The sequence below is a fragment of the Nocardia speluncae NBRC 108251 genome, from assembly GCF_001613245.1.
Classification (GTDB): Bacteria; Actinomycetota; Actinomycetes; order Mycobacteriales; family Mycobacteriaceae; genus Nocardia; species Nocardia speluncae.
The window spans coordinates 55,200-77,395 of sequence record NZ_BDBZ01000036.1 but is presented as its reverse complement, the minus strand read 5'-3'; the positions used below and the strand labels follow the sequence as shown (position 1 = coordinate 77,395).

Genomic DNA, 22,196 nt, shown 5'->3' with positions numbered 1-22,196 from the left:
CGAAAGCCGGCTTCAGGGACAGCTACACCTGACTCACTGTGTGGAGCCCGGCGGGTTCGTGGCCGGCGATGATGTGCTCTGATAGATCAGCGCGTTTCCTGCCGGCCGCAGGGCATTCCGCAGCTGATATGCGTTTCGCTGTCGGCCGTGCCGTCGGCGAAGGTGCGTACGGTGGTCGACGCTTCGGCGGTGTAGCCGCAGCGCGGGCAGACCGAGAAGTAGTCGAGCACCGGGTAGACCGTGACGAGTACCGGCGCCTCGGGCCGGACCCGGGCCGCGCGGCCCGGGCCGGCGGTGTTCAGACGGGATCGAACGACGAGATCAGCCATGAGTCTTCTACCTTCGACAGCGTCACCCGGACGCTACTGGCGGCCAGTGCCGGATCAGGTTTCTCGGCGCTGGTGGTGGACTGGTTGATGAACAGCAGCGCGACCGCCGAATCGGGATGTATTTCGGCGACCGCCGAGCGCACGACGCTCGCGGAGGTTTTCACCGATTTCTCCTTCGCGGCGGGCGCGATGACCTTTTCGGTGAACTGGGTGTAGTAGGTGAGGAAATCACCGGTCATCCGGGATTTGGCGGAGGCGAAATCCCGGTCCAGCGATTCGGGGGAATACGAGAGCAAGGCGACGGTGCCCTCGGTCGCGGCGGAGAGCACTTCGTTCTTCGCCGCGTCACCGCGGGAATCGGGCCGGTACTGGAAGATCAGCAGCGCGGCGGCGAGAGCCACCGCCACTACGGCCAGCAAGGCGAGCAGAACCGGTTCCGGAGACCGGCGGACCGTACGGACGACATTGGGGATTCTCACGGCACGAACTCCACTTTCGACATCTTCGACTCCGGCCCCACGCGGGTAACGGTGACGCTGAGCCGCCACACCCGTGGTTCCTGCTCCGCTCCCGCCGTATTGGTGACCCGGGAGACCGCCGACACCAGCACAACCGCGGATTCATCGGTCATGGATTCGACCGCGGCCGCGGTGATCTCGCCCTGGGTGGCGACCTCGGACTGCTCCACGACCTTGGTGAAATCCTCCGACCTGGTCTGGAAATCGGTGCGGAAAGCACCCGTGGAATGGTCCAGGACTCGTTTCACATCATCGGTGGCGCGCCCGGAATCCAGCGTGGTGAGTGCGATAACACCTTCCCGGGCGGCATTGAGGAACTCGTCCTCCCGCGCCTGGCCGGCGGCGATCTGCTGGTGGTTCCACATCGAGTACCCGCCGGCCACCAGGGAGACGAGCACGATCACCGCCACCAGTACCCGGGCAGCCATCCGGCCACTCGGCCGCCGCACCGTCGCCGATTTCACCCGTCGCCCCGCGGCCGCGACCTTTCCCACGCCCTTCGAGGCGCGGGTCTTCGTGACGGCGCCGGAATCAGAGCCTTTCGAAGCACCGCCGCGCGAACCGGAACCCGTCGCAGCATCGCTGCCGGAACCAGCGTTTTCCGACGTATCGCCGGCGGAAGCCGTAGCGGTGCTGCCTTCGGGCTCGGCCGCTTCCGACGTATCCGCGGACGGGCTCACACTCGAAGCGGCCTCCTCGTGCGTGGCCGTGGGCTCCGTACCAGGATTTTTCGACAGGGCCGCTGTCGTCGACCCGGAGGTCGCCGCCGCGAGGCCCGATGCGGCGGCGTGTACGGAGTCATCCGCAACCGTGTCCGTAGTGTTCGCGGTGGGCGCAGGGTCCGATGCCCCCGGCACCGCGGCGCCGCCGGCTGTGCCGGACTCCCCATCAGCTGCCGCGGCACGGTGTTCTCCCGCCTCGCGGCGCAATTTCGCGGCGCGGGCCCGAGCCCGGGCCGCGGTCGCGGTCGCCTGCGCCGCCAGCGCCTCGGCTTCCGCCGCCGCAGCCTCGGCATCGGCGTGTTCGGCCGCCAGGATCAGCGGGTCGGTGGCGGTTTCGGGCATCTATCCCACCTCGATCATTCTCAGTCGCTTGCGGGCAGCGGCTTTGCTTCCTTGATGGTCAGCGGTGTGGTCCCCACGCTGAGGGTGCCGGCACCCGCCTTGGTCACCAGGACCTCTGCGCCCTGGTCGTCGACGTAGCGTTTACCGATCAGGTTGCCGGCGGCGAAACCTTCCTGCGGACCACTATCCGAGGGGGCGGCGCCGCCCTCGATGGGCACCATCGGTGCTCCGCCCGCCCGCAGATCGTCGAGGCTGTCGGCGGCCCGGACGATGATCACTTCGGTAGTACACACCTGACTGCGTAGCCGGGTCCCGGTTTTGGCCATGATCTGCTTCCTTTCGCGTGCGGCGGCTACGCGCCGGCGGTTTCGCGGGTCAGTTCGGCGACGAGTTCGCGCCGCAGGATCTTCCCGGTCGCGGTGGCGGGTAGTTCGGGCCGGAACACCACGCGGTCGGGGGTGCGGGAACCGCGTAGTCCGGAGCGGACATAGCCGCGCAACTCTTCGGGGTCCGGGTTCCGGCCGGGTTCGGCGGGGACCACGACCGCGACGATGATCTGCCCCCATTCGGCGTCCTCGACGCCCACGACCGCGCAATCGTGCACGGCCGGATGTTCCACCAGCACGTCCTCGATTTCGGCGGGGGCGATGTTCTCACCGCCGCGAATGATGGTGTCGTCGCTGCGGCCGTGGATGAACAGGTAGCCGTCGGCATCGAGTACGGCACGGTCCTTGGTCGGGAACCAGCCCTCATCGTCGAGTACCGAACCGACCCCGGTGTACCGCCCGGATACCTGTGGACCGCGGACGAACAGTTCCCCGGCGACCTCGGCCGGCAGGACCGCACCGCTGTCGTCGCGGATCTGCACCTCGATTCCCGGTACCGGTTGCCCGACCGAACCGAGCCGCCGCGCAACCTTTTCGTCGCCGGAGGCGAGCGCCGCCCGGTGGTCGTCGGGGCCGAGAACCGCGATGGTCGAACTGGTTTCGGTGAGCCCGTAGGCATTGACGAATCCGACTTCCGGCAGCAGCTCCAGCGCGGTCCGCACCAGTGGCAGCGCGACTTTGGAGCCACCGTAGGCCAGCGTGCGCAGGGTCGGCAGCCCCGGTCCGGTGGCTTTCAACGCACGGACGATCCGGTCGAGCATGGTCGGAACCACCGTCGCGGTAGTGACCCGTTCGGTCTCGACGAGCCGGATCCATTCGCGTGGGTCGAAACTGCGCAGGTAGACCATTGTGCGGCCGGCGTAGAGATTCGACAGTGCGGCACTCACCCCGGCAACGTGATACGGCGGGACGCAGATCAGCGAAACGTCGTCGTCCGCGGCGGAGGCGAACTCTACCGTGCCGGTGATATAGCTGACCAGGTTGTTGTGCGAAAGTTCGACCGCTTTGGGCTGCGAGGTGGTCCCGGAGGTGAACAGGACGACGGCGGGCGCATCGGGGTCGGGTTCGGCTCCGGCCGGTTCGGCGTCGCGCGCGGCTGCCAGGAAGCGCGCCGAATCCCACAGCCGTTCGGCGGTGCCGGTCACGGCGTCGGTGTAGGCGTCGTCGTGGATCACCAGGGGCGCGTCGAGCCGGTGGATCAGTTCGGCGAGTTTGCCGCCACCGAGGCGGTAGTTCAGCGGCGTGAACGGCACTCCGGCTCGGGCCGAGGCGAAGATCAGCAGCGGCAGGAGCGCTCCGCCGGTACCCACGTATGCGACACTGCGGGCCCCCGAGGTGGCGATCGCGCCCGCTCCCCCGTGGGCCAGGGCGTCCAGTTCGGCGCCGGTCCACCGCGATTCGCCCGATACGACGGCCGCCCGGTCGGGATTGTTCGAGGCCGCCATATCCAGCAGTAGCGAAATACTCATACGCCTACTTCCTGAATCCGGGCGCCGCAATCCGGCTCCCCGGCTGTGGTGATATCGATATTCTCGAAAACCGAGAATATCATATCCGCTGCCTGGGAGCCGGTATCGACCAACCACCCGGTTCGCACCACACTCACCTACGGACACCCGTGCTCAGCGCACCGAACGCGCACAGGTTCCACACCTCCGCCGCGGTGATCGGATGGGCACCGTCATCGGACCGGGCCCCCTGCGCCACGAACATCACCGTCTGCAGCGTCATGGCCGCGAGCCGCCGCGGACGCGTCCCCGCACGCAGGTATCCCGCGACGTCGGCGGCACCCACCAGATCCGCGAGCAGTTCGAACAGCGATGCGTGTGCGACCTGGATCTCGATCGGATCCGACATAAGCAACTGCGGCGCGAATTCGGTGAACAGCGGCCGATGCGCGCCGGGATCGGGCCGGCAGAACTCGAACAGCAGTTCCACCGCCGTGCGCAGCTTGTTCAGCGGATCGGCATCGTTTCCGGTGGCTTCGCGGATCTGACCGGCCACCTTGGCGATAGCCTCCTCGTAGAGGGCCAGCAGCAATTCGTGCTTACCGTCGAAGAGCAGATAGAAGCTGCGCAGCGATTGACCCGCCTCGTCGACCACCTCGTGCATGGTGAAATCGGTACTGCCCCGCTGGGTGATCAGCGCGCGCGCCGCATCCAGGAAGCGCTGCACCTGCGCACTGCCGAACAGCTTGGTGGTGCGCACCGAACGCGCATCGATCCGCTGCTGCAGGGTCAGCCCGCTACCGGTACTCCGCATGGCCGTACCTCCGATTGCCGTATCCGCCGGCCGGCCCGCGCGATTCCACACCGGCCGGCCGCTCACTCGTGCCGCGGCGGGAGCCACCGGAGTGGACGGCATCGCCCGGACCGGCCACCAACCGCGGAAACTAGAATATCCGGTTACGAGAATGATATTCTCATATTTGGCTAAAGGAGGTACACAGTGCAGCTGACTTTCGACGAGGACGTGGAAAACTTCCGCACCGAGTTCATCGCGTTCCTCGACGAGCATCTGCCGCCCGAGGCGGTCGCCACCGAGCGCCCGCAGTCGAGCTCCCACGTGCCCACATGGTCACGCGCCTGGCAGAGCACGCAGTTCGACCACGGCTGGCTGGTCCCCGGATACCCGCCCGAATTCGGCGGTCGCAATGCCACGGTTCTGCAACAGTACGTACACCGTGAGGAACTCGGCCGGCGCAAGATCTACGAAAGTTGTAACCCGCAGGGGCAGGGCATCATCGCCGCCTCCCTCATCACCTTCGGCACCCCTGAACAGCAACAACGCTGGGCCGTACCGATCCTGCGCGGGGAAATGCCCGCCGCCCTCGGAATGAGCGAACCCGGCGCCGGTTCGGATCTGGCCGGCCTGCGGACCCGCGCCGTCCGCGACGGCGACCATTTCGTCGTCAACGGCCAGAAGGTCTGGACCTCGGGCGCCCACGACTCCGATGTCGTCCTCACCTTCGTCCGCACCGACCCGGACGCCCCCAAACACAAGGGCATCTCGGTGCTACTGATCCCCACCGATACCCCCGGCGTCCGCCGCCGCCCGTTCGCCTCGGCCTGCGCCGGCGACGACCTGGACTTCAACGAGGTCTTCTTCGAAGACGCCCGGGTACCGGTGGAGAATCTGGTCGGCGAACTGAACCGGGGCTGGACGGTGGCCACCGGCTCGCTCGGCCACGAACGCACCCTGCTGTGGATGAGTTTCGCGCAGCGCCTGCGCATGCTGGTGCAGGATTTCCGGCCGCGCACCGAACTCGATATCGACCGTTTCGCCACCGTGGTCATGGATCTACAGGCCCTCGAATTGCTCGGTTCGACGGCGCTGGCCAAAGAAGCACGCGGCGAAGCGGATGTCGCCGCCCTCTCGGTGCTGAAACTGCTCGGTTCCGAAAGCGTGCAGCGCGGCCTGGAAGCCGCCCTCGACGCCGCCGGCGCCGGCGGACTCGAACATCCCGCCGTCACCTCCCGGCACAGCCTGCTCAATCTGGAAGACCACGCACCGAGCTGGTTCGAACGATATCTGCGCAGTTTCTCCGGGACCATCGCGGGCGGCACCTCCGAGATCCAGCGCAATATCATCGCCCAGCGCATCCTCGGCCTGCCCCGCAGCTGACCCGCCTACGCCGCCCCACCGCAATACCGGGCGACGCCTTCTACTCGCCCATTCAAGACTGTGCTGGACCCCGGAATCGCCATCTCGACCCCGCGGCTGCACTGATATCGGCAGCGACAGGCGCCACTTGGCTGGCATTGTCCATGCGCAATGTCAGACGCGACAACCCACGCCGGGCGGGCGAATCGAGCTTCCACATGCCGTAGCCGATGTGGTATCTGTCCGGTCCCGCCGCGAAAACACTCTCGACGAGTTGGCGTTCGCCGACCACGACAAGTTCTTCGGTCATCCGCAGCCCGGACTCCGGCCTCAGCGGGTAGGCCGCCGCCCGGTAGCCGACGCCGGACCGGCGCCAGAAGCCGATCCGTTCCGGCCACGGCACCTCGAGTGTGTAAGGAGCGAAGAGCACAGCAACCGGATGCGTCAGCCCGGACCGCTCCACCTCCAACCGTTTCCGCAGGACCCAGGTGCGTTGCGGAGAGTAGAGGAAGTTCAGCCACTCGACCCGTTTGCCGCGACATTCGGCGTACCACTCGACATTCGGGTCGACGCCGTGCGCCGCATAGCTCTCGATCAGTGCGGCAATCTTGGCGGCAGTGTTGAGTACAGTGGTGAGCCGCTCGGCGACAACCTGGACACCGGCGCGGTTCTGCCGCGAGGTAGCGGGGCCGAAGGCTTCGGGAACCACCAGCCGGTACCGCGGGGGCCCGGACCGACGACGCTCGCGTACCAGTGCACCTGCACTGCTGTCCAGAAGCACCTGGATCTGTGCAGGTTTATCGTAGGGGCACCCCTGGGCATGCGGGTTGCCCACGCCCGCTTTCAGTGTGCCCTGGCGCCGAAAATGCGGGCGGCACGGCCGCGACCGCTCTTTGGGCGTGGTATCCACCGCATGGACCACCGCAGCACAGTAGCGACAGCACAGCGCTCCGCCCCACGCCTCTTTGCGAGTCGGTATGTCCTCGGCGTGCACGTACTCCGGCGGGTCGGTTGTCATCAGACGCGCTATCGGCATTGCCAGCGTTGCGGTGTGTTCTTCTGGATCTCCCGCCATCCACCAACTGTGCAGTAACGGAGCCCGGATGTCGGCGTTATCGGTCCGGACTGTTACCGAATTGTCCTCCCCGACAATATGTTCAGAGTATCGAGGGCGTGCAGAGACCTACGCCACCGAGCGTCTTCGATGATGCCTGGACACGAGGAAAGGATCTCGGTACGTGAGCGAACTCCCCGATCTGCTGACGATTGCCCGCGCCGCGGTCGCGGAAGGGGCTGCATTGCTGGCGAGTGCTGTACCGGGCGAAGTGTTCGCGAAAGGCGAGCGTGATTACGTCACCGAGTTGGACCTGGAAGTCCCGCGGACAGTTCAGGCGCAACTGAACGCCGCGCCGACGACAAGCCGTGGCACAGCCACGAGAACCAGCACGCCCTCACTCAGCTTTCCAGTTGCTGAGGTGGCAGCAGACGAGGCTCAATGCGGGAGCATTTCCTCCCAGCTGCTGTGGCTGTCTGCCACCAGGTCCGTCTGGCGGTGCAGCTGACCGTCCGGTGCGAGGTATTCGCCGGTGCGCGGGTCGTACTGGGCGTACGCGACGGCTGGAGCGGCACCGGGAGCTGGTGTAGTGGCGGCGGCGGGCGCATCGGCGGGCGGGGGCGGGTCGAAACGCGAATCCGGCGGGATGCCTTGTTCTTCCAGCTCCGGATCGCGGGGATACGGCCCGACGACCGGCTGTTCCGGGCCGACCGGTACATACCCCTGGTCGCTGTTGCAGATGGCTGCGGTCGGGGCGCGTTTGGCCGGGTCGTGGGCGCAGGGGATATTGCGGGCACCGCGGACCGCGACCGGATGGTCCTGCGGCAGTTTGCAGTACAGGTTGTCGGGGGTGTCGATGGTGGTGACATCCTGCGGGGACCGCCATTCCGAGGGTGGGAGGAAGCCGACGGTGCAGGCCGGCGGGTCGGAGACGCCGCTCACCCGGAAGTCACCGATACCCAGCCCGGATGCGTTCTTGGTCGGCTGGACGGCCTGGACCAGCGAAACCACGGGCGGAAGCAGAACCAGTAGCTGTTCGAGGCCGGCGTTGTAGGTGACGCCGAGCTGCCCGACCGAGGTCAGGTTGGACAGCAGGACGGGCAGTGTCAGGTCCACCGAATCCAGCAGCGCGGACACCTCGTCGGCGAAGGCCGGTCCGGAATGCAGCACGGTGCGGATCTGTGGGTCGTCGGCCACCAGCTGTCCGGTGACGTCTGCGGTGGCGCGGGTCCAGATGCGGATCGCATCGGCCGTCTGCACCTGCGAGTCGAGCAGCGGTTGCGCGTCCTGTACCAGGGTTCTGGTGGCATCGCCGACGCCGTTCATCTCGGCGGTCAGTTTCTCGGCGGAGGTGAGCAGCGAATCGAGATCGTAGCCCGCCCCGTTGACACCGGCGAACATCTCGTCGAGGAGCCGCCGGAGATCGTCCTTGGGGATCGTGTCCACCAGGGCGCTGAGTTTGTCCAGCATCGGGCCCACCGGCTGCGGTACCGCGGTATCGCGGCGTTCGATGGTCGCGCCGTCATAGAGGTAGGGCGGGGAATCGGTGCGCGGCAGCAGGTCCACGTACTGTTCGCCGACGGCCGAGACACTGCGCACCTCGGCGGTCAGGTCGGTGGGGATCCGGTACGAATCGTCGATCGCGAGCGTGGCGCGGACACCGTCGCCCTCGAGGTCTACTCCGGTGACTTTGCCGACCTGGATTCCCCGGTAGGTCACATTGCCGAACTGGTACAGGCCCCCGGCCTCCGGAAGGTCCACGGTGACACCGATGGTGCCGACACCGGCGAGGGTCGGCAGGCGCATGTACATCACCGACATCACCGCCAGCCCGATCACCGAGAGAATACTGAAGATGATCAGCTGGGCTTTGACGAAACGGGACAGCAGCATCAGCCGCCTCCAATCCCGGGAATCCGGGGTAGCTCCGGCAGCGGGAACGGCAGGCCGGGCACCGGCGGCGGGGCGGGGGCGGGCGGCGGCGCGGGAGCCGGGGCAGGTGCCGGCGGAGACGGGGCGGGTGCTGCGGCCGGCGGCGGGGCGATGCCGAAACCGAGCGGGTTCCTGGTTTGCTCGGCGTAGCCCGGATCGCCGACGGCGGCCTGGATGACCGCGGTCGGATCACCCCACGGCGTGCCCAGCAACAGTTCCCGGCGCAACCGGGGAATCGTGAGGTCCACGGTGGCGAACAGGTTGATGAAATCGCCCCGGACCCCGTTGTCGACCAGGTATTGCCCATACGGGAACACCGTCGCGAACTGGATCGCCGAGTTGATATCCGGCCCCACATCGGCGAGCGCCTTCAGCGTGGGTTCCAGGTTGCGCAGGTTGGTGAGCAGATCGTCGTGCGCCGCGGTCAGCACCCCGTTGGCGGTATCGCTGAAGGTGCGCAGCCGGTCCAGCGCGGTGACCAGGTCGGGTCGTTCGGCGATGAGTACGTCCAGGGCGGGCGGGATCTTGTGCAGGGCCTCGGTGAGGACATCGCGCTGGGCGGCGAAGGTGCCGCCCAGCCGGTTCAGCCCGTCGATGGTGGCGACGATATCGGCGCGCTGGGTGTCGAGAGTTCCCAGCAAGACGTCGAGGCGGTCCAACAGGGCCCGGATATTCGTTTCACGACCTTCGAAGGCGGCGCCGAGGCTGCCGACGATATCGCCGATCTGGCCGAGCCCGCCCCCGTTGACCACCACCGACAGCGAGGCGAGCGTCTGCTCCGTCGACGGGTAGGTGCCGGTGTCGTCGAGTTCGATCCGCGCCCCGGGCTCCAGCTGTCCCTGCGGCGGTTGCCCGGAGGGCGGATTCAGGGCCAGATGCATCGAACCGAGCAGACTCGTCTGACCGACCCGGGCCTGCGCGTTCGCCGGCACCACCTGACCGGGCTGGATGGACACTTCCACCAGGGCGTGCCAGTTCTCCACCGTGATATCGCCGATACTGCCGACCACCACATCGTCGATCAGGACCGGCGAATTCGGTGTCAGCGTGCCGACATCGGCCATCTCCACGTACAGCACGGTGGCGTCGGGCCCGCGGCCGGTGGCACCCGGCAGCGGTAGCGAATTGACGCCGTCCCAGTTGCAGCCGGTGACCGTCAACGCCATGCACGCGCAACCGAGCACCGCGTTGCGCACTCTTTGTCTGCGTCCCGATTTCGCCATGTGATCACCGCCCGCCGGGGAAGAGGATGTCGGCGAGCGAAGGTACGAGCAGGCTGGTCCGTGGTGGTGCGGCCGGGGCGGCAGGAGCCGGCGGAATCAGATGCGGTTCGCTGTAGATGACATTCTCCGGGGCTGCCGAAGGCCCGAGGGCCGGATTCACCGGGACCGGCAGATAGTTGAAGTTCAACAGCCCGAGGACCGGCCCGAGGTAGTCGCGGCATTTTCGCGCCGCTTCCTCGGCGCCGATGTTCTCCACGCTGGCGATACCGCCGCAAACGAATTCGATCGGATTGGAGAAGTTGTTCAGCACGAAAACCCCTGCCTCGGTGCCGGTATCAGGGTTGTAGATGTTGTAGAAGTTGGCCAGGCTGGTCGGGAAGATATGCAGTAGTTCTTCGAGTTCACCGCGGTTGTTCACCAGGTTCTGGGTGACATCGGCCAACCGCCCGACCTGCTCGGCCGCCTTGTCGCGGTTCGCCGAGACGAACCGCTGTACCTCGCCCACCGCGATGGACAGATTGGCCAGTGCCGCGTCGAGATCGGAGCGGCTGTCGGACAGCACACTGGTCAGGGTCGCCAGCCGGTTCTGGAACTGCACGATCTGCACATTGCTGTCGCGCAGTGCGGTGACGAAGGTCTGCAAGTTCGCGATGGTCGACGCGATATCACCGCTGCCGTCGGCCAGGATTCGCCCGACCCCCGACAGCTGGGACAGCACCTGCCGCAGTTTGTCACCGTTACCGGCGAGCGCGTCGGCGGCGCTGCCGATGAACCGCCCGGCCGGCCCGGAGGTCTGGTCGCCGTCGGGCCCGAGTTCGGTGGCCAGCCTGGTGAGCTGGGTTTTGATCTGATCCCATTCGACCGGGATCGCGGTGCGTTCCAGCGGAATCACCGTATCGTCGGCCATGACGGGGCCTTCGCCCCGATAGGCGGGGGTGAGCTGGACGTAGCGGGAGTCCACCAGGCTCTGCGCGACGATCACCGCGCCGGCATCGGCCGGGATATCCACACCGCGGTCGATATGCATCGTCATTTCGACGGTGGCGCCGCGGGGTTCGATGGCGTCGATGGTGCCGACCTTCACCCCCGAAACACGGACATCGTCGCCGGGGTAGATCGCGGTGGCGGTGGTGAAGATCGCGCGCACGGTGGCGGGCGCGAACAGCGTGCGGTTCACCACCACGAACGCGGCGGCCAGCACCACGACCGCCAAGGCCCCCGCGGCCAGCCGGATGATCAGTGTCCGCTTCATCGTGGCGCCCCCGGTTGCGGTGCGGGTTGTGGTTGCGGAACCGACCCACCGAACGCCGCGTCGACGAACGGCCGGATCCATTGGGCCGGGATGAGGTTGGCGACGTAGGCGTTGTAGAACGGGCCGCCGGAGACCGCTTCGCCCTGGGTGAGCGAGGTTTTCGCCAGACCGGGAATCGCCTCGGCGATATTGTCCCGATTGCGCTGCAGCACTTCGGCCACCGAGTTCAACCGGTCGAGGGCGGGTCCCAGTTCGGCCTCGTTGTCGGCAACCAGCTGCGTGAGCTGATCGGCGACGGCCGCCGTATTGGCCAGCAGGGTGGCGATCGCCCGGCGGCGCTCATCGAGCACCCCGACCAGGGTGTTCGCATTGAGCAGCATGGTGTTCAACTGCCCGCTGCGATCGGCGAGGATCCCGGTGACCTCCTGTGCGGCGGTGAGCAGGTCGCCGAGTGCGGTATTGCGGCTGTTGATCGATTTCGACAGCTCCGACAGGCCGTCGAAGGCCGGGCCGAGTTGCGGTGCGATCGCGTCCAGCGTGGTGGACAGCATATCCAGTGAGCTGTTGAGGGAATCGGTGTCCATAGCCGCGCTGGTGCTGGTCAGATCGCCGAGCGCGTCGGTGAGCGAGTACGGCGAAGAGGTGCGTTCGACGGGGATCGTCTCCAGGGGGCGCAGCCGTTCGTCACCGTGCGAGACCAGCGTCATGATCCGTTTGCCCAGCAGCGATCCCGTTTTTATCTGCGCGGTGGTGTCCGCACCGAGCGAGACCGAATCGCCGGCGGTGAACACCACCCGCGCCTGTCCGCGGTCCAGCTCCACCTCCGTGACGGTGCCGACCTTGAATCCCGAGACATGAACTTCGTCGCCGGCCTCCAATCCGCCGGCTTCCTCGAACACCGCCTGGTAGCGGACCGCTGTCCCCCAGGCAATCACCTGCTGCGATTGCAGGCCCAGCGAGATGATGCAGAGAATGAGCACGATCCCGACCAGGCCGTGCCGCAGTAGGTGTTTTCCGCGGTATCGAAACATCTCAGGGAGCGCACCTTCCGTCGGTCTGTACGGCGGCCGGTATCTCCACGACCTGCCCGGACAGATCGTTGACCCGTAGCGTCAAATCGCACAGGTAGTACTGGATGAAGTTGCCGTAGGCCCCGGTGCGCACCAGCTTCCGGAAGTTCTCCGGCGCTTTCTGCAGGGCGGTATCGAGCGTTTCCTTATCGCCGTCGATATTCGCGGCGAGCTGGTTGACCTGGTGGATCGTGCCCGCCAGCGGTGCCCGTCCCTGGTTCAGCAGATCGGCGACGGTGGCGGTGCCGGCCTCCAGCGAATCGATCGCGGCCGCGATGGGGTCACGTTCGTTGCTGAGCTGGGTGATGAGTTGTTCGAGCCGGTCCACCATTCCCGAGAACTGCCCGCCTTCGTCGGCCAGGGTGGTCATCACCGTGTTCAGGTTGTCGATCAACTGCTCGACGATCTCGTTGTTGTCGGCCAGGGCCGCGGAGAAGGAGGCGGTGCGGCCGAGGATGGAGTTCACGGTGCCCTCCTTGCCCTGCACGATTTCCAGTAGCGACCAGGTCAGGGCGTTCACGTCACGGGCGTTGAGTCCCTGGATCACCGGTTTCAGGCCACCCAGCAGCAGGTCCAGATCCAGTGCGCTGGTGGTGTTCTCGACCGGCAGTTCGCCGCCGGCGGGCAGTTCGTTGCCGGGACGGTCGGTGATTTCCAGGTAGCGATCGCCGACCAGGTTCAGATACCGGACCGCGATCTCGGTGCCGCTGGTGAGCGGCAGCGATCGGTCGGCATCGAACTCCACCTGTACCCGGTGATCGTCGCGCAGCGACACCCCGCGCACCGAACCGACCACGACCCCCGCGACCCGCACCGTATCCCCGGTGCCCAGTCCGGACGAATCCTCGAAGACCGCCGAGTATTCGGTGGTGGAGCCACTGCGGTATTCGCCGAAAACGGTGATCAGGCAGGCCGACAGGACCACCATGATCGCGGCGAAGACACCGAATTTCAGCAGCGGCATATTGCGGTTGTTCATCGTGGTGCCCCCTTCCCTGCGGCGGCGGGTCCGAACAGTGCCTCGGCGAGCGAGGCCGTGTTCAGCGTCAGCCCGGACCGGAACGGCCCGGCCTGGGGGTTGGCCCCGACATCGGCGACCACGAACGGCGGGAAATCCTCGTAACCCACGGGCAGCATCGAACACTGCGGGCCACCGGACGCCGCGACCTTCGGCAGATGCTCCGGATAGCGGTACGGTTCGACACCCCAGAGGAAATTTGCCGACAGTCCGATTCCCGGCACCTGCACGGGGGTCACCGAGGACAGATAACCCAGTCCGTCCAATGCGCACGTCAGCGCCTGGTGGTACCGGTTGGTCAACTCCGTGGTCGGTGCCAGGACATCCATGGCACTCACCAGGCCGGGGCCGCTCTCCCCCACCACCCGGTTGCCGGTATCGGCCAGCCCGATGAGGCTCATCAGCAGCACATCGAGTTGCTGCTGTTCCTCCACCACAGTCCGGCTCAACTGTGAGGCGTTGCCCACGGTTTCCAGCAGCGCGGGCGCCGCGTCCGCGTAGGCCCGGGTAACCTCCGGCGCCATCGCCAGATCCGCGCGCAGGGCCGGCAACCCGGGTTCCAGTTTCGCCAGGAACAACTCCAGGTCCACCATCATCCGGCCCACCCGGTCACCGCGGCCGCGCATCGCGGTGGCCAGCGCGCCCAGGGTTTCGTTGAGCTTTTCCGGCTGGATTTCGCCCAGCACCCGGGTGAGCTGTTCGAACACCGTATTGATCTCGACCGTCACGTTTCCGGCGTCGAATACCTGCCCCGCCTCGAGGTGCCCCGAAGCAGGCTGTTCGGGTGGGACCAGCTGGATGTACTTCGCCCCGAATACTGTGGTGCTGGCGATATCCACAGTCACATCGCCGGGTATCCGAGTGAGATTGCCCCGATCGATGGCCAATTCGATCTCCGCGGTGCCGTCGGTCCGTTCGACGATGGAATCCACGGCGCCGACGGTCACGCCGCGCAATTTCACCTCGGCGTCGGGATACATCACCAGACCGGCGCGTGGGGCGTGCACGGTCACGGCGACGGTATCGGCGAACCCGCCCCGGAACAGGGTCACCGCGAGTACCACGATCGCCATACCGGCCGCGATCGCCGTGAGCCCCGCGGCCGGGCGGGCCAGGGGTTTCAGCCGAGCGGCCCAGCGCCGGTGTCCGGCCGCGCGCCGCGGCGGCGCAGCCGTCCACGGTTGTATTTCGTTTCCCACCAACGCCACCCCTACCCCGACAGCTCGAAGTTTCCGTTGGATCCGTACACGGCCAGCGAGACCAGCAATGTCACCGAGACGACCGCGATCAGCGAGGTCCGCACGGCATTGCCCACCGCGGTACCTACACCCGACGGCCCGCCGGCGGCGAAGAATCCGAAGTACGTGTGGATCAACAGGATCGTGATCGCCATCAGGATTGCCTGTAGGAACGACCAGAGCAGGTCGATCGGGTTGAGGAAGGTCGCGAAGTAGTGGTCGTAGAGTCCTGAGGACTGGCCCAGGATCACCACCGTGGTGAACCGGCTGGCGAGGAACGAGGCGATCACCGCGATGGCGTAGAGCGGAGTGATCGCGATCATCCCGGCGATGATGCGGGTGCCGACCAGATACGCGATCGGCTCTATCGCAATGGATTCCAGCGCGTCGATTTCCTCGTTGATCCGCATGGCGCCCAGTTGCGCGGTGACACCGGCCCCGAATGTTGCCGCCAGGCCGATACCTGCGACCACCGGCGCCGAGATCCGGACGTTGATGAAGGCGGACAGGAAGCCGGTGAGCGCCTCGATGCCGATATCGCCCAGCGAGCTGTACCCCTGTACGGCGAGGGTGCCGCCGGTGGCCAAGGTCAGGAAGCTGACGATCACCACCGTGCCGCCGAACGCTGCCAGAGTGCCCGCGCCCATACTGATCTCCGCGATCAACCGGACCGTCTCGCGTTTGTAACGCCAGGCCGCCATCGGCGCGAATGCCAGCGCCTTCACATAGAAGATCGCGTGGTCGCCGACCCGGCCGAGTACGTCCACCGGTTTACGCAGCCGGCGGATCAGCACCGGGTACCGCGTGGTGAGAACCTCGGAGGCTGTCATCGAATCCCTCCCCTCATCCGGTCGTCAACTGGATGCCGATCGCCGTGACCATCACATTGATGACGAACAGCGACATGAACGCATAGACCACGGTCTCGTTGACCGCGTTACCCACCGATTTCGCGCCACCGGTGACGATCAGCCCGCGGTAGCAGGCGACGATCCCGGCGACCAGGCCGAACAGGAGGGCTTTCACCGACGAGATGATCACCTCGTTGATGCCGGTGAGCAGGGTGATCCCGGCGACGAACGCGCCCGGATTCACGTCCTGCACATACACCGAGAACACATAGCCGCCGAGCACGCCGATGATGCAGACCAGATTGTTCAGCAGCAGCGCCACCAGGCCGGAGGCCAGCATGCGTGGCGTAACCAGCCGTTGCACCGGGTCGATCCCGAGTACCTCCATGGCCGCGATCTCCTCGCGGATGGTCCGCGATCCCAGATCGGCACACATCGCGGTGGCACCGGATCCTGCCACGATCAGCACCGTGACCATCGGGCCGACCTGGGTCACCGCGCCGAAGGCGGCGCCGGCGCCGGAGAGGTCCGCGGCGCCCAGTTCGCGCAGGAGGATGTTCAGGGTGAAACTCACCAGCACGGTGAACGGAATCGCGACCAGCAGCGTGGGAACCAGTGAGACCCGCACGATGAACCAGGACTGTTCGAGGAATTCCCGGGTCTGGAACGGGCGGCGGAAGGCGAATCGCACGGCGTCGGCGGTCATGGCGAACAGGCCACCCACTGTTTGCAGTGGGCCCTCGAACCGGTCTTTGAGCCGGACCAGATAGGGCGTTCGGATGGTCATACCGGCCTCACGACATCGGATGCGGTTGCCGACATGCCGAGGGGTTCGTCATCGAAGTACTCCTGTCGAACGATCGACGCTCGGTGGAACACGCCGGCGCGCGCTTCCACCGAGTCGGGGCGGCTCGCGAACGAACCGCGGCATGACGGTCAGCTCCGGTCTGCGGCGACGGAGTTCGATTGCGGCCTGCGGCCGGGGTTTTCGATCCGTTGGCTGCGCCGTCCCAGCCGGTGCTGATGTCACATCCTTCAGTGCGGAAATGTCATTCTCAATTTCGAATAGGATGACATCCGATAGTCGAGAACACAATACTTGCGGGCAAGTTTCCGGAAACCACCGGCAATGCCTGGCACACCCACAGCAGCCATCGACCGAAAAGCCTGCGATCAGGCATGATAACCCCACAAAACCGGCTCCGGGATGGGAAATCCCGCCACACATCACCCCGGAGAATCGTGAAGATCAACGTTTCAAAATTTGCCCGCCGCATTGCCCGGACCCCACCGATCCGTTGAATTCGCACAATTGCGTACGGACCGGATCGGAACACAACGGATAAATCCGCGGAAAGCCCCTCGGCAACACCGCAAAAATCGATGACCGTCGACGGCGAAGCCCCTCGAAACCCGCCTCGATCGCCTCCCCCGCAGCCAGTGTCCGGGTCAGCCCATCACCTACCGACCCGGCCGGCCGTCGTTCATCTCATGGATACCGGAGCGAACCCGTGCCCGTATACCTCTCCCGTACGTTCCCGCGCCTGCGCGCCTCAGACCGCCGGAACGAGATCCGCGCAGACCGGCGCGTATTCCGTGGCGCCACTGCGGAATATCTCGCTGGGCGTCACCGCGGCAGCCGAGAGTCCCGCCGCCACCAAGGCTTGCGCCTTGAACGCTCGCGCTGCACAACTCAGACGGTGCAGCACCGGGTCGACACCGTGATCCTGCCCGGCCGGCCAGCCGTCACCCCAGACGACGACCTCGATCCCGCGATCCTCCAGCGCCCGCAAGACACCTTTACGCGCCCGGCCGTCCCTACTACAGACATCGGCATTCACGGCCAGTGCCTGCGGCAGCCGGCCCGGGACCTCGGTCGCCAGCACGGAGTCGAGCTCGCGGACCTCGGCGCCGAGGATTTTCAACGGGCGGATATCGGACGGCTGCGCGAGCAGGACCGTCACCTCCCACCCGGCCACCGAACGGTCGAACAACCATCCGCCGGCGAACTGGACCGCGTCGGCCACGGTCGCCGCCACCACATCGAGCCGGTACCTCATCACATCTCCTTCGCCGCCAAGTCGCGGGCCAGCGACTCGGTGTAACCGTTGAAAACTTCGGCCAGCGGGATCGAACGATCGAGCAGCCACGAGATCTCCATTCCGTTCAGAAAGGCGACGATCTCGACCGCGCGCATCCGCGGATCGATATCGCGCCGGTACCGGCCGCTGTCCTGGCCCCGCCGAATCGCCCCGGTGACGAGTTCGACGGCCGTGCGCCACCGATCGAGCATCCGATCGTGCAGTGGCGCCTCGGGCATGAGGTTCTCGACGAGGAGGACGACGAAGGTGCCGACCAGCTCCGGAGAACGTTCCATCCTGGTGACGACCTTGCGGATCTCCACAATGAGATCACCGCCGATATCGGCATCCTCCAGGTCTTCGGCGTCGCGGGCGTCCAGGACAGCGTGCAGCAGCTGCTCTTTGGAGGAAAAGTGGTGCAGCAGTCCCGCGGAGGTCACTCCGGCCTCACCGGCGATCTGCGCCAGCGTCGTGCCGCGCCAGCCGTTGCGGGTGAGCAGGCGTTGGGATACGGCGAGTATTCGCTGCCTGCGATCCTCCCCCTTGGCGAGGAGTGAGGCATAGGGACGAGGAGCTGTCATGGTCCGAACCCCGATCTGACAAACCTAGTGAACACACAGTAGGTTGGTTTCTACCTTGTGACAAGGGTTACAAAGAAGTTGCTTCCGCAATGGAGCTTCCCTTGCGGCCCGAGGTCGGCGCGAGCGCAAATCGACCCCTCCCGAGACTCGGCCGGCGACCGTAACGAGCCCCTGATGAAAATATCATTCTCCCCGATTGAACCGGGATGGAATGAAGCAATCGAGCCCAAGCTGTAGAACGCCACTCTCCCAATATGATAATGTCGTTTTCAGCTTGGCGGGTCAGCCACCCGGCTTCCGGCCGCCCGCTCCGCAGGGGCGGCGGACGTTGTGACATAGCGGTTCGGCATGACCGCCGCGTCGCCGGCCGGCTGCCGCGGGTTCGACCGCCGACGGCAAATTCGCGAATCAAACGATCCATTGGAGGGTCACGATGCCGACTTCGCCCAGCAGCGCCCCGCTCTACCCCCCACAGGGGTTCGGCCCACCCAAGGACCGCCGGGGCCGGGCCGAGGGCAGCCTCGGACTACCCGCCGGCACCGAGGTCTTCTCCGCCGACAACCACATCTCACTCGCCGACGACATCTTCTACGAACGCTTTCCCGAAGAACTCCGGGACAAGGCGCCGCGGGTATGGTACGAGGAGGGGGCCTACCAGATCGGGCGTAAGGGAAAATCGTTCCTGCCCGGTGATTTCAGCCGGGTCCTGATGCAGTACGACCCCCTCGACGGCTCCGGCAGCACCAACCTCGAGGCTCGGGGCGCGGATCTGCGCGCCGACGGGATCGACAAGGAGCTGGCGTTCCCCAATTCACTGCTCGCACTGCTGTTCTACCCGGACAAGGCGGTCCGCGAGCGCTGCTTCCGCATCTACAACGAATACATCGCCGAAGTGCAGGAAAGGTCCGGCGGCGCACTGTACGGGGTCGGGCTGATCAACTGGTGGGATGCCGACGGCGCCCGCCGGACCCTCACCGAGCTGAAAGCGCTGGGGCTCACGACTTTCCTGCTGCCGCTGTCGGCCGGCAAGGACGACGACGGCGCCGTCATCGACTACGGCAGCACCTCGATGATCGGCGTCTGGGACGCCATCGAGGAATCCGGGATACCCGTATCGCACCATATCGGCGAATCCCCACTGTCCGCACCGTGCGAGGTGAACAGCGTGGTGGTCGGAATGATGCACAATGTGGCCCCGTTTCGGGAGCTGTTCTCCAAGTACATCTTCAGCGGGATCATCGACCGGCATCCCGGTCTGCAGATCGGCTGGTTCGAGGGCGGCATCAACTGGGTTGCCTCGGCACTTCAGGACGCCGAGCATATGCACGCGTCCTACCGGCATATGTACAACCGGCCGCTGGACCACGAGGTCCGCCACTACTGGGACAACCATATGCGGGCCTCGTTCATGGTCGACCCGCTGGGCCTGGCCATCATCGACCGGATCGGCCTGGACCGGGTGATGTGGTCGTCGGACTACCCCCACAACGAGAGCACCTTCGGCTACTCGGAGAAATCCCTGGCCTCGGTTGTCGAGGCCGTCGGCCCCGAGGCGGCCGCGCGCATCGTGAGCGGAAATATCAAGGAATTCCTGGGCGTCTAGGCCCGCGCGACGCCGAGAAGGACCATATTCGATGACTTCGTTTCCCGCCGCGACGACCGCGGCGATCGAGATACCCGACCTCCCGGACCGTGCGCGGATGCGCCGGGAGACCGGGGCCCGCCTACGTTCGGCCATGGCCGAACGCGGGGTCGATGCGGCGATCCTGCTGCTGAACAACAATGTCGTGTACGCCACCGGAGCGAACTGGCCGCTCGGCGATGCGGGCCTGGCCCATGTCGAACGGCCGGTGGCGGTGGTGACGGCCGACGACGAATGGCCACATCTGTTCCTGCCGTTCCGGGCGGGGGCGGCGGCGGAATCCGAACTCCCCGCAGACCACCTGCATCCGCCGGTGTACCTCGAATTCGACGAGGGCGTAGCCGATTTCGGCCGGACGCTGACCGAACTGGTGCGACCGGGCACCACCGTCGCCGTGGACGAATTCACCGGCGCCATGCTGCGCGCACGGGACCGGCTCTTCCCCGGCACCGTACCCGTGGACGCCGCCACGGTGCTCGGTCCCGCCAAGTTGATCAAAACCCCCGACGAACTGTCCTGTATCCGCAAGGCCTGCCGGATCACCGAGGAAGCCATTGTCGACGTCCAGGCATCGCTGGCGCCGGGGGTCCGCCAGATCGACCTGTCCGCGAGCTTCGTACGGCGCGCGTTCGAACTGGGCGCCACCGCTACCATGCTCGACGCCATCTGGCAGGTCATGCCGGACAGCAAAGCCGACGGAGTATGGACGACCCACGGGGATCTCGCCCTCCCCCTGCTCACCACCGAACGTGAGCTGAAGGCCGGCGATGTGCTGTGGACCGACGTCAGCATCACCTACAACGGCTATTGCTCTGATTTCGGCCGCACCTGGATCGTCGGGCAGGACCCGGTGCCACGACAACAGGCGCAGTACCAGCAGTGGCGCCACATCCTGGAAGCGGTGCTCGCACAGATCCGTCCGGGAGCCACCGCCGGGCAGCTCGCTCGGGCGGCAACCGAAGCGGCCGGTGGGCAACGCCCCTGGCTGCCGCATTTCTATATTTCGCACGGAATCGGCGTGAGCGCCGCCGAGATGCCGATGATCGGCACCGATCTCGGCGCCGAATTCGACGACAATTTCGTGCTCCGCCCCGGCATGGTGCTGGTCCTCGAACCCGTGGTCTGGGAGGACGGGACCGGCGGCTATCGCAGTGAGGAGATCGTGGTGGTAACCGACGGAGGCTGGATGCCTCTCACCGACTACACCTATGCCCCCTATGGCGACTGAGATCCTGCCGGACGATCGCGCACTGCGGGCTGGGCGCCGCGAGCGTGTGCTGGCACAGATGCACGCCCATGATCTCGATGTGCTGATCGCCGGACGGCAGGCCAATGCCCGATATCTGTCCGGGGCACCCCAGCTGTGGGTCGCCGGGACCCGGCCGTTCGGCCCGGTGGCACTGCTCATGCGGCAGACCGGCGCGGTCCACCTGCACAGCACCTGGGACGAGGGGATGCCCGAAGACATCCCGCACGAGAACCTGTACGAAACCATGTGGGATCCGCGCAATCTCATCGCGGTCCTGCGCGATATCGAGGGTGCGGCCACGGCCCGCCGGGTAGGCACCGACGCCTTGTCGCCCGCATTCGCCGAGCTCCTGCCGGTGGCCTTCCCGAATGCCGAGATCGTCGACGGCGAACTGGCGTTCCGGGCGGCGCGGCGGGTCAAGACCGCGCCCGAGATCGAGACGATGCGTGCCGGGCTGCGGGTCGCGGAACAGGGCCTGGCCGCGGCCCTGGCGCAGCTCGCGCCCGGGGCCACCGAACAGGGCCTCGCGGGTGTACTGCTCGAGGCCTGCGCGGCCGGCGGGGTGAGCACGCCCGCCACCCAGGATGCGGCGTGGGTGACCGCCCGCGACCATCCGTGGCGGCGGGCGAGCGCGGACCGGGAAGTCCAGGAGGGCGATCTCGTCGCCTTCTCCTCCGGTGTGCTCGGCGACGGATATATCGGGGAGGTCGGGCGGACCTGGCCGGCCGGGCCGGCCACCCCGGCAGTCGAAAAACTGTACGGCCGATGGAACCGGGTGTGGGAGAAGTTGCTACAGGCGTGCCGGCCCGGCGCGCCCGCCTCCGGGCTCCTGGATGCCTATCTCGACGCGGGTGAACCCCTGCCCGCCGTGCCCGTCGCCCGCGGGCTCGGCATGGGCTTCGACCCGCCGGTGGTGACACCGGCACTGCGCGGTACCGCCGACGCGGAACAGCTCGAGCCCGGGATGGTCCTGGCTGTCACCGGTTACGTCTGGGCCGAGGGTGTCGGTGCGGTATTCGGCCGCGATGCCGTGCTCATCGGTGACGACGGACCACAGGTACTCACCTCGAGCCCGCACTGGAAGCAGCAATGACCACCCGGAAAC

21 protein-coding genes are annotated in these 22,196 nt (G+C 66.5%); 4 read left to right on the top strand and 17 right to left on the bottom strand.

The features are described 5' to 3' along the window. Window positions 1-86: 86 nt before the first annotated feature. From NS6_RS26840 to NS6_RS26815, 6 genes are all read right to left on the bottom strand, one after another. Entirely contained in the window at window positions 87-329 is a 243-nt protein-coding gene (locus tag NS6_RS26840; RefSeq protein ID WP_068047260.1) for a hypothetical protein, read from the bottom strand. Further along, entirely contained in the window at window positions 299-808 is a 510-nt protein-coding gene (locus NS6_RS26835; protein ID WP_068047257.1) for a twin-arginine translocation pathway signal, read from the bottom strand. The genes NS6_RS26840 and NS6_RS26835 overlap by 31 nt, the downstream gene beginning before the upstream one ends. Then, window positions 805-1,911 (bottom strand): Rv1363c family protein, encoded by a 1,107-nt coding sequence (locus NS6_RS26830; RefSeq protein WP_068047255.1) that lies wholly within the window; start codon window positions 1,909-1,911, stop codon window positions 805-807. The genes NS6_RS26835 and NS6_RS26830 overlap by 4 nt, the downstream gene beginning before the upstream one ends. A gap of 20 nt (window positions 1,912-1,931) precedes the next feature. Continuing rightward, the gene (locus NS6_RS26825) at window positions 1,932-2,237 is read right to left on the bottom strand and encodes a hypothetical protein (RefSeq protein WP_068047253.1); all 306 of its coding nucleotides are present in this window, start codon (window positions 2,235-2,237) and stop codon (window positions 1,932-1,934) included. Window positions 2,238-2,263: 26 nt separating this feature from the next. Continuing rightward, window positions 2,264-3,766: a class I adenylate-forming enzyme family protein gene (locus NS6_RS26820; RefSeq protein ID WP_068047251.1), complete on the bottom strand. Its 1,503-nt coding sequence runs from the start codon at window positions 3,764-3,766 to the stop codon at window positions 2,264-2,266. Between the two features lie 133 nt (window positions 3,767-3,899). After that, on the bottom strand, window positions 3,900-4,559 hold the full coding sequence (locus NS6_RS26815) for a TetR/AcrR family transcriptional regulator (protein WP_068047734.1): 660 nt from the start codon (window positions 4,557-4,559) through the stop codon (window positions 3,900-3,902). Between the two features lie 186 nt (window positions 4,560-4,745). On the opposite strand from NS6_RS26815, the gene NS6_RS26810 reads away from it, so the two are divergent. Continuing rightward, a complete protein-coding gene (locus NS6_RS26810; RefSeq protein ID WP_068047237.1) occupies window positions 4,746-5,921 on the top strand; it encodes an acyl-CoA dehydrogenase family protein in 1,176 nt (391 codons plus the stop codon). 52 nt (window positions 5,922-5,973) lie between these two features. Here NS6_RS26810 and NS6_RS26805 read toward each other — a convergent pair whose 3' ends face one another. The 11 genes from NS6_RS26805 to NS6_RS26755 form a co-directional block, all read right to left on the bottom strand. Further along, entirely contained in the window at window positions 5,974-6,975 is a 1,002-nt protein-coding gene (locus NS6_RS26805; protein WP_157112965.1) for a hypothetical protein, read from the bottom strand. 417 nt (window positions 6,976-7,392) lie between these two features. Next, the gene (locus tag NS6_RS26800) at window positions 7,393-8,844 is read right to left on the bottom strand and encodes an MCE family protein (RefSeq protein ID WP_068047732.1); all 1,452 of its coding nucleotides are present in this window, start codon (window positions 8,842-8,844) and stop codon (window positions 7,393-7,395) included. A gap of 2 nt (window positions 8,845-8,846) precedes the next feature. Further along, window positions 8,847-10,109: an MCE family protein gene (locus NS6_RS26795; protein ID WP_068047233.1), complete on the bottom strand. Its 1,263-nt coding sequence runs from the start codon at window positions 10,107-10,109 to the stop codon at window positions 8,847-8,849. Window positions 10,110-10,113: 4 nt separating this feature from the next. Further along, window positions 10,114-11,361, bottom strand: coding sequence for an MCE family protein (locus NS6_RS26790; RefSeq protein WP_068047231.1), 1,248 nt, complete (start codon window positions 11,359-11,361; stop codon window positions 10,114-10,116). Further along, on the bottom strand, window positions 11,358-12,392 hold the full coding sequence (locus NS6_RS26785) for an MCE family protein (RefSeq protein ID WP_068047229.1): 1,035 nt from the start codon (window positions 12,390-12,392) through the stop codon (window positions 11,358-11,360). The genes NS6_RS26790 and NS6_RS26785 overlap by 4 nt, the downstream gene beginning before the upstream one ends. Before the next feature lies 1 nt (window position 12,393). Beyond that, window positions 12,394-13,410: an MCE family protein gene (locus tag NS6_RS26780; protein WP_068047227.1), complete on the bottom strand. Its 1,017-nt coding sequence runs from the start codon at window positions 13,408-13,410 to the stop codon at window positions 12,394-12,396. Then, on the bottom strand, window positions 13,407-14,648 hold the full coding sequence (locus NS6_RS26775) for an MCE family protein (protein ID WP_245669522.1): 1,242 nt from the start codon (window positions 14,646-14,648) through the stop codon (window positions 13,407-13,409). The genes NS6_RS26780 and NS6_RS26775 overlap by 4 nt, the downstream gene beginning before the upstream one ends. A gap of 11 nt (window positions 14,649-14,659) precedes the next feature. Beyond that, the gene (locus tag NS6_RS26770; protein ID WP_068047219.1) at window positions 14,660-15,517 is read right to left on the bottom strand and encodes an MlaE family ABC transporter permease; all 858 of its coding nucleotides are present in this window, start codon (window positions 15,515-15,517) and stop codon (window positions 14,660-14,662) included. Window positions 15,518-15,530: 13 nt separating this feature from the next. Beyond that, the gene (locus NS6_RS26765) at window positions 15,531-16,325 is read right to left on the bottom strand and encodes an MlaE family ABC transporter permease (RefSeq protein WP_068047217.1); all 795 of its coding nucleotides are present in this window, start codon (window positions 16,323-16,325) and stop codon (window positions 15,531-15,533) included. Between the two features lie 766 nt (window positions 16,326-17,091). Further along, complete coding sequence (locus tag NS6_RS26760) at window positions 17,092-17,598, bottom strand: hypothetical protein (RefSeq protein WP_068047727.1); 507 nt, start codon at window positions 17,596-17,598, stop codon at window positions 17,092-17,094. Next, entirely contained in the window at window positions 17,598-18,200 is a 603-nt protein-coding gene (locus NS6_RS26755) for a TetR/AcrR family transcriptional regulator (RefSeq protein ID WP_068047215.1), read from the bottom strand. Before NS6_RS26755 ends, NS6_RS26760 begins: the two co-directional genes overlap by 1 nt. A 433-nt stretch (window positions 18,201-18,633) precedes the next feature. Here NS6_RS26755 and NS6_RS26750 point away from each other — a divergent pair, with 433 nt between their 5' ends. The 3 genes from NS6_RS26750 to NS6_RS26740 are packed head-to-tail and all read left to right on the top strand — an operon-like array spanning window position 18,634 to window position 22,184. Then, window positions 18,634-19,803, top strand: a complete 1,170-nt coding sequence (locus tag NS6_RS26750; RefSeq protein ID WP_068047213.1) for an amidohydrolase family protein — start codon at window positions 18,634-18,636, stop codon at window positions 19,801-19,803. A gap of 31 nt (window positions 19,804-19,834) precedes the next feature. Then, on the top strand, window positions 19,835-21,070 hold the full coding sequence (locus NS6_RS26745) for a M24 family metallopeptidase (RefSeq protein WP_068047210.1): 1,236 nt from the start codon (window positions 19,835-19,837) through the stop codon (window positions 21,068-21,070). Continuing rightward, window positions 21,060-22,184: a M24 family metallopeptidase gene (locus NS6_RS26740; protein WP_068047207.1), complete on the top strand. Its 1,125-nt coding sequence runs from the start codon at window positions 21,060-21,062 to the stop codon at window positions 22,182-22,184. Before NS6_RS26745 ends, NS6_RS26740 begins: the two co-directional genes overlap by 11 nt. Window positions 22,185-22,196 lie beyond the last annotated feature (12 nt).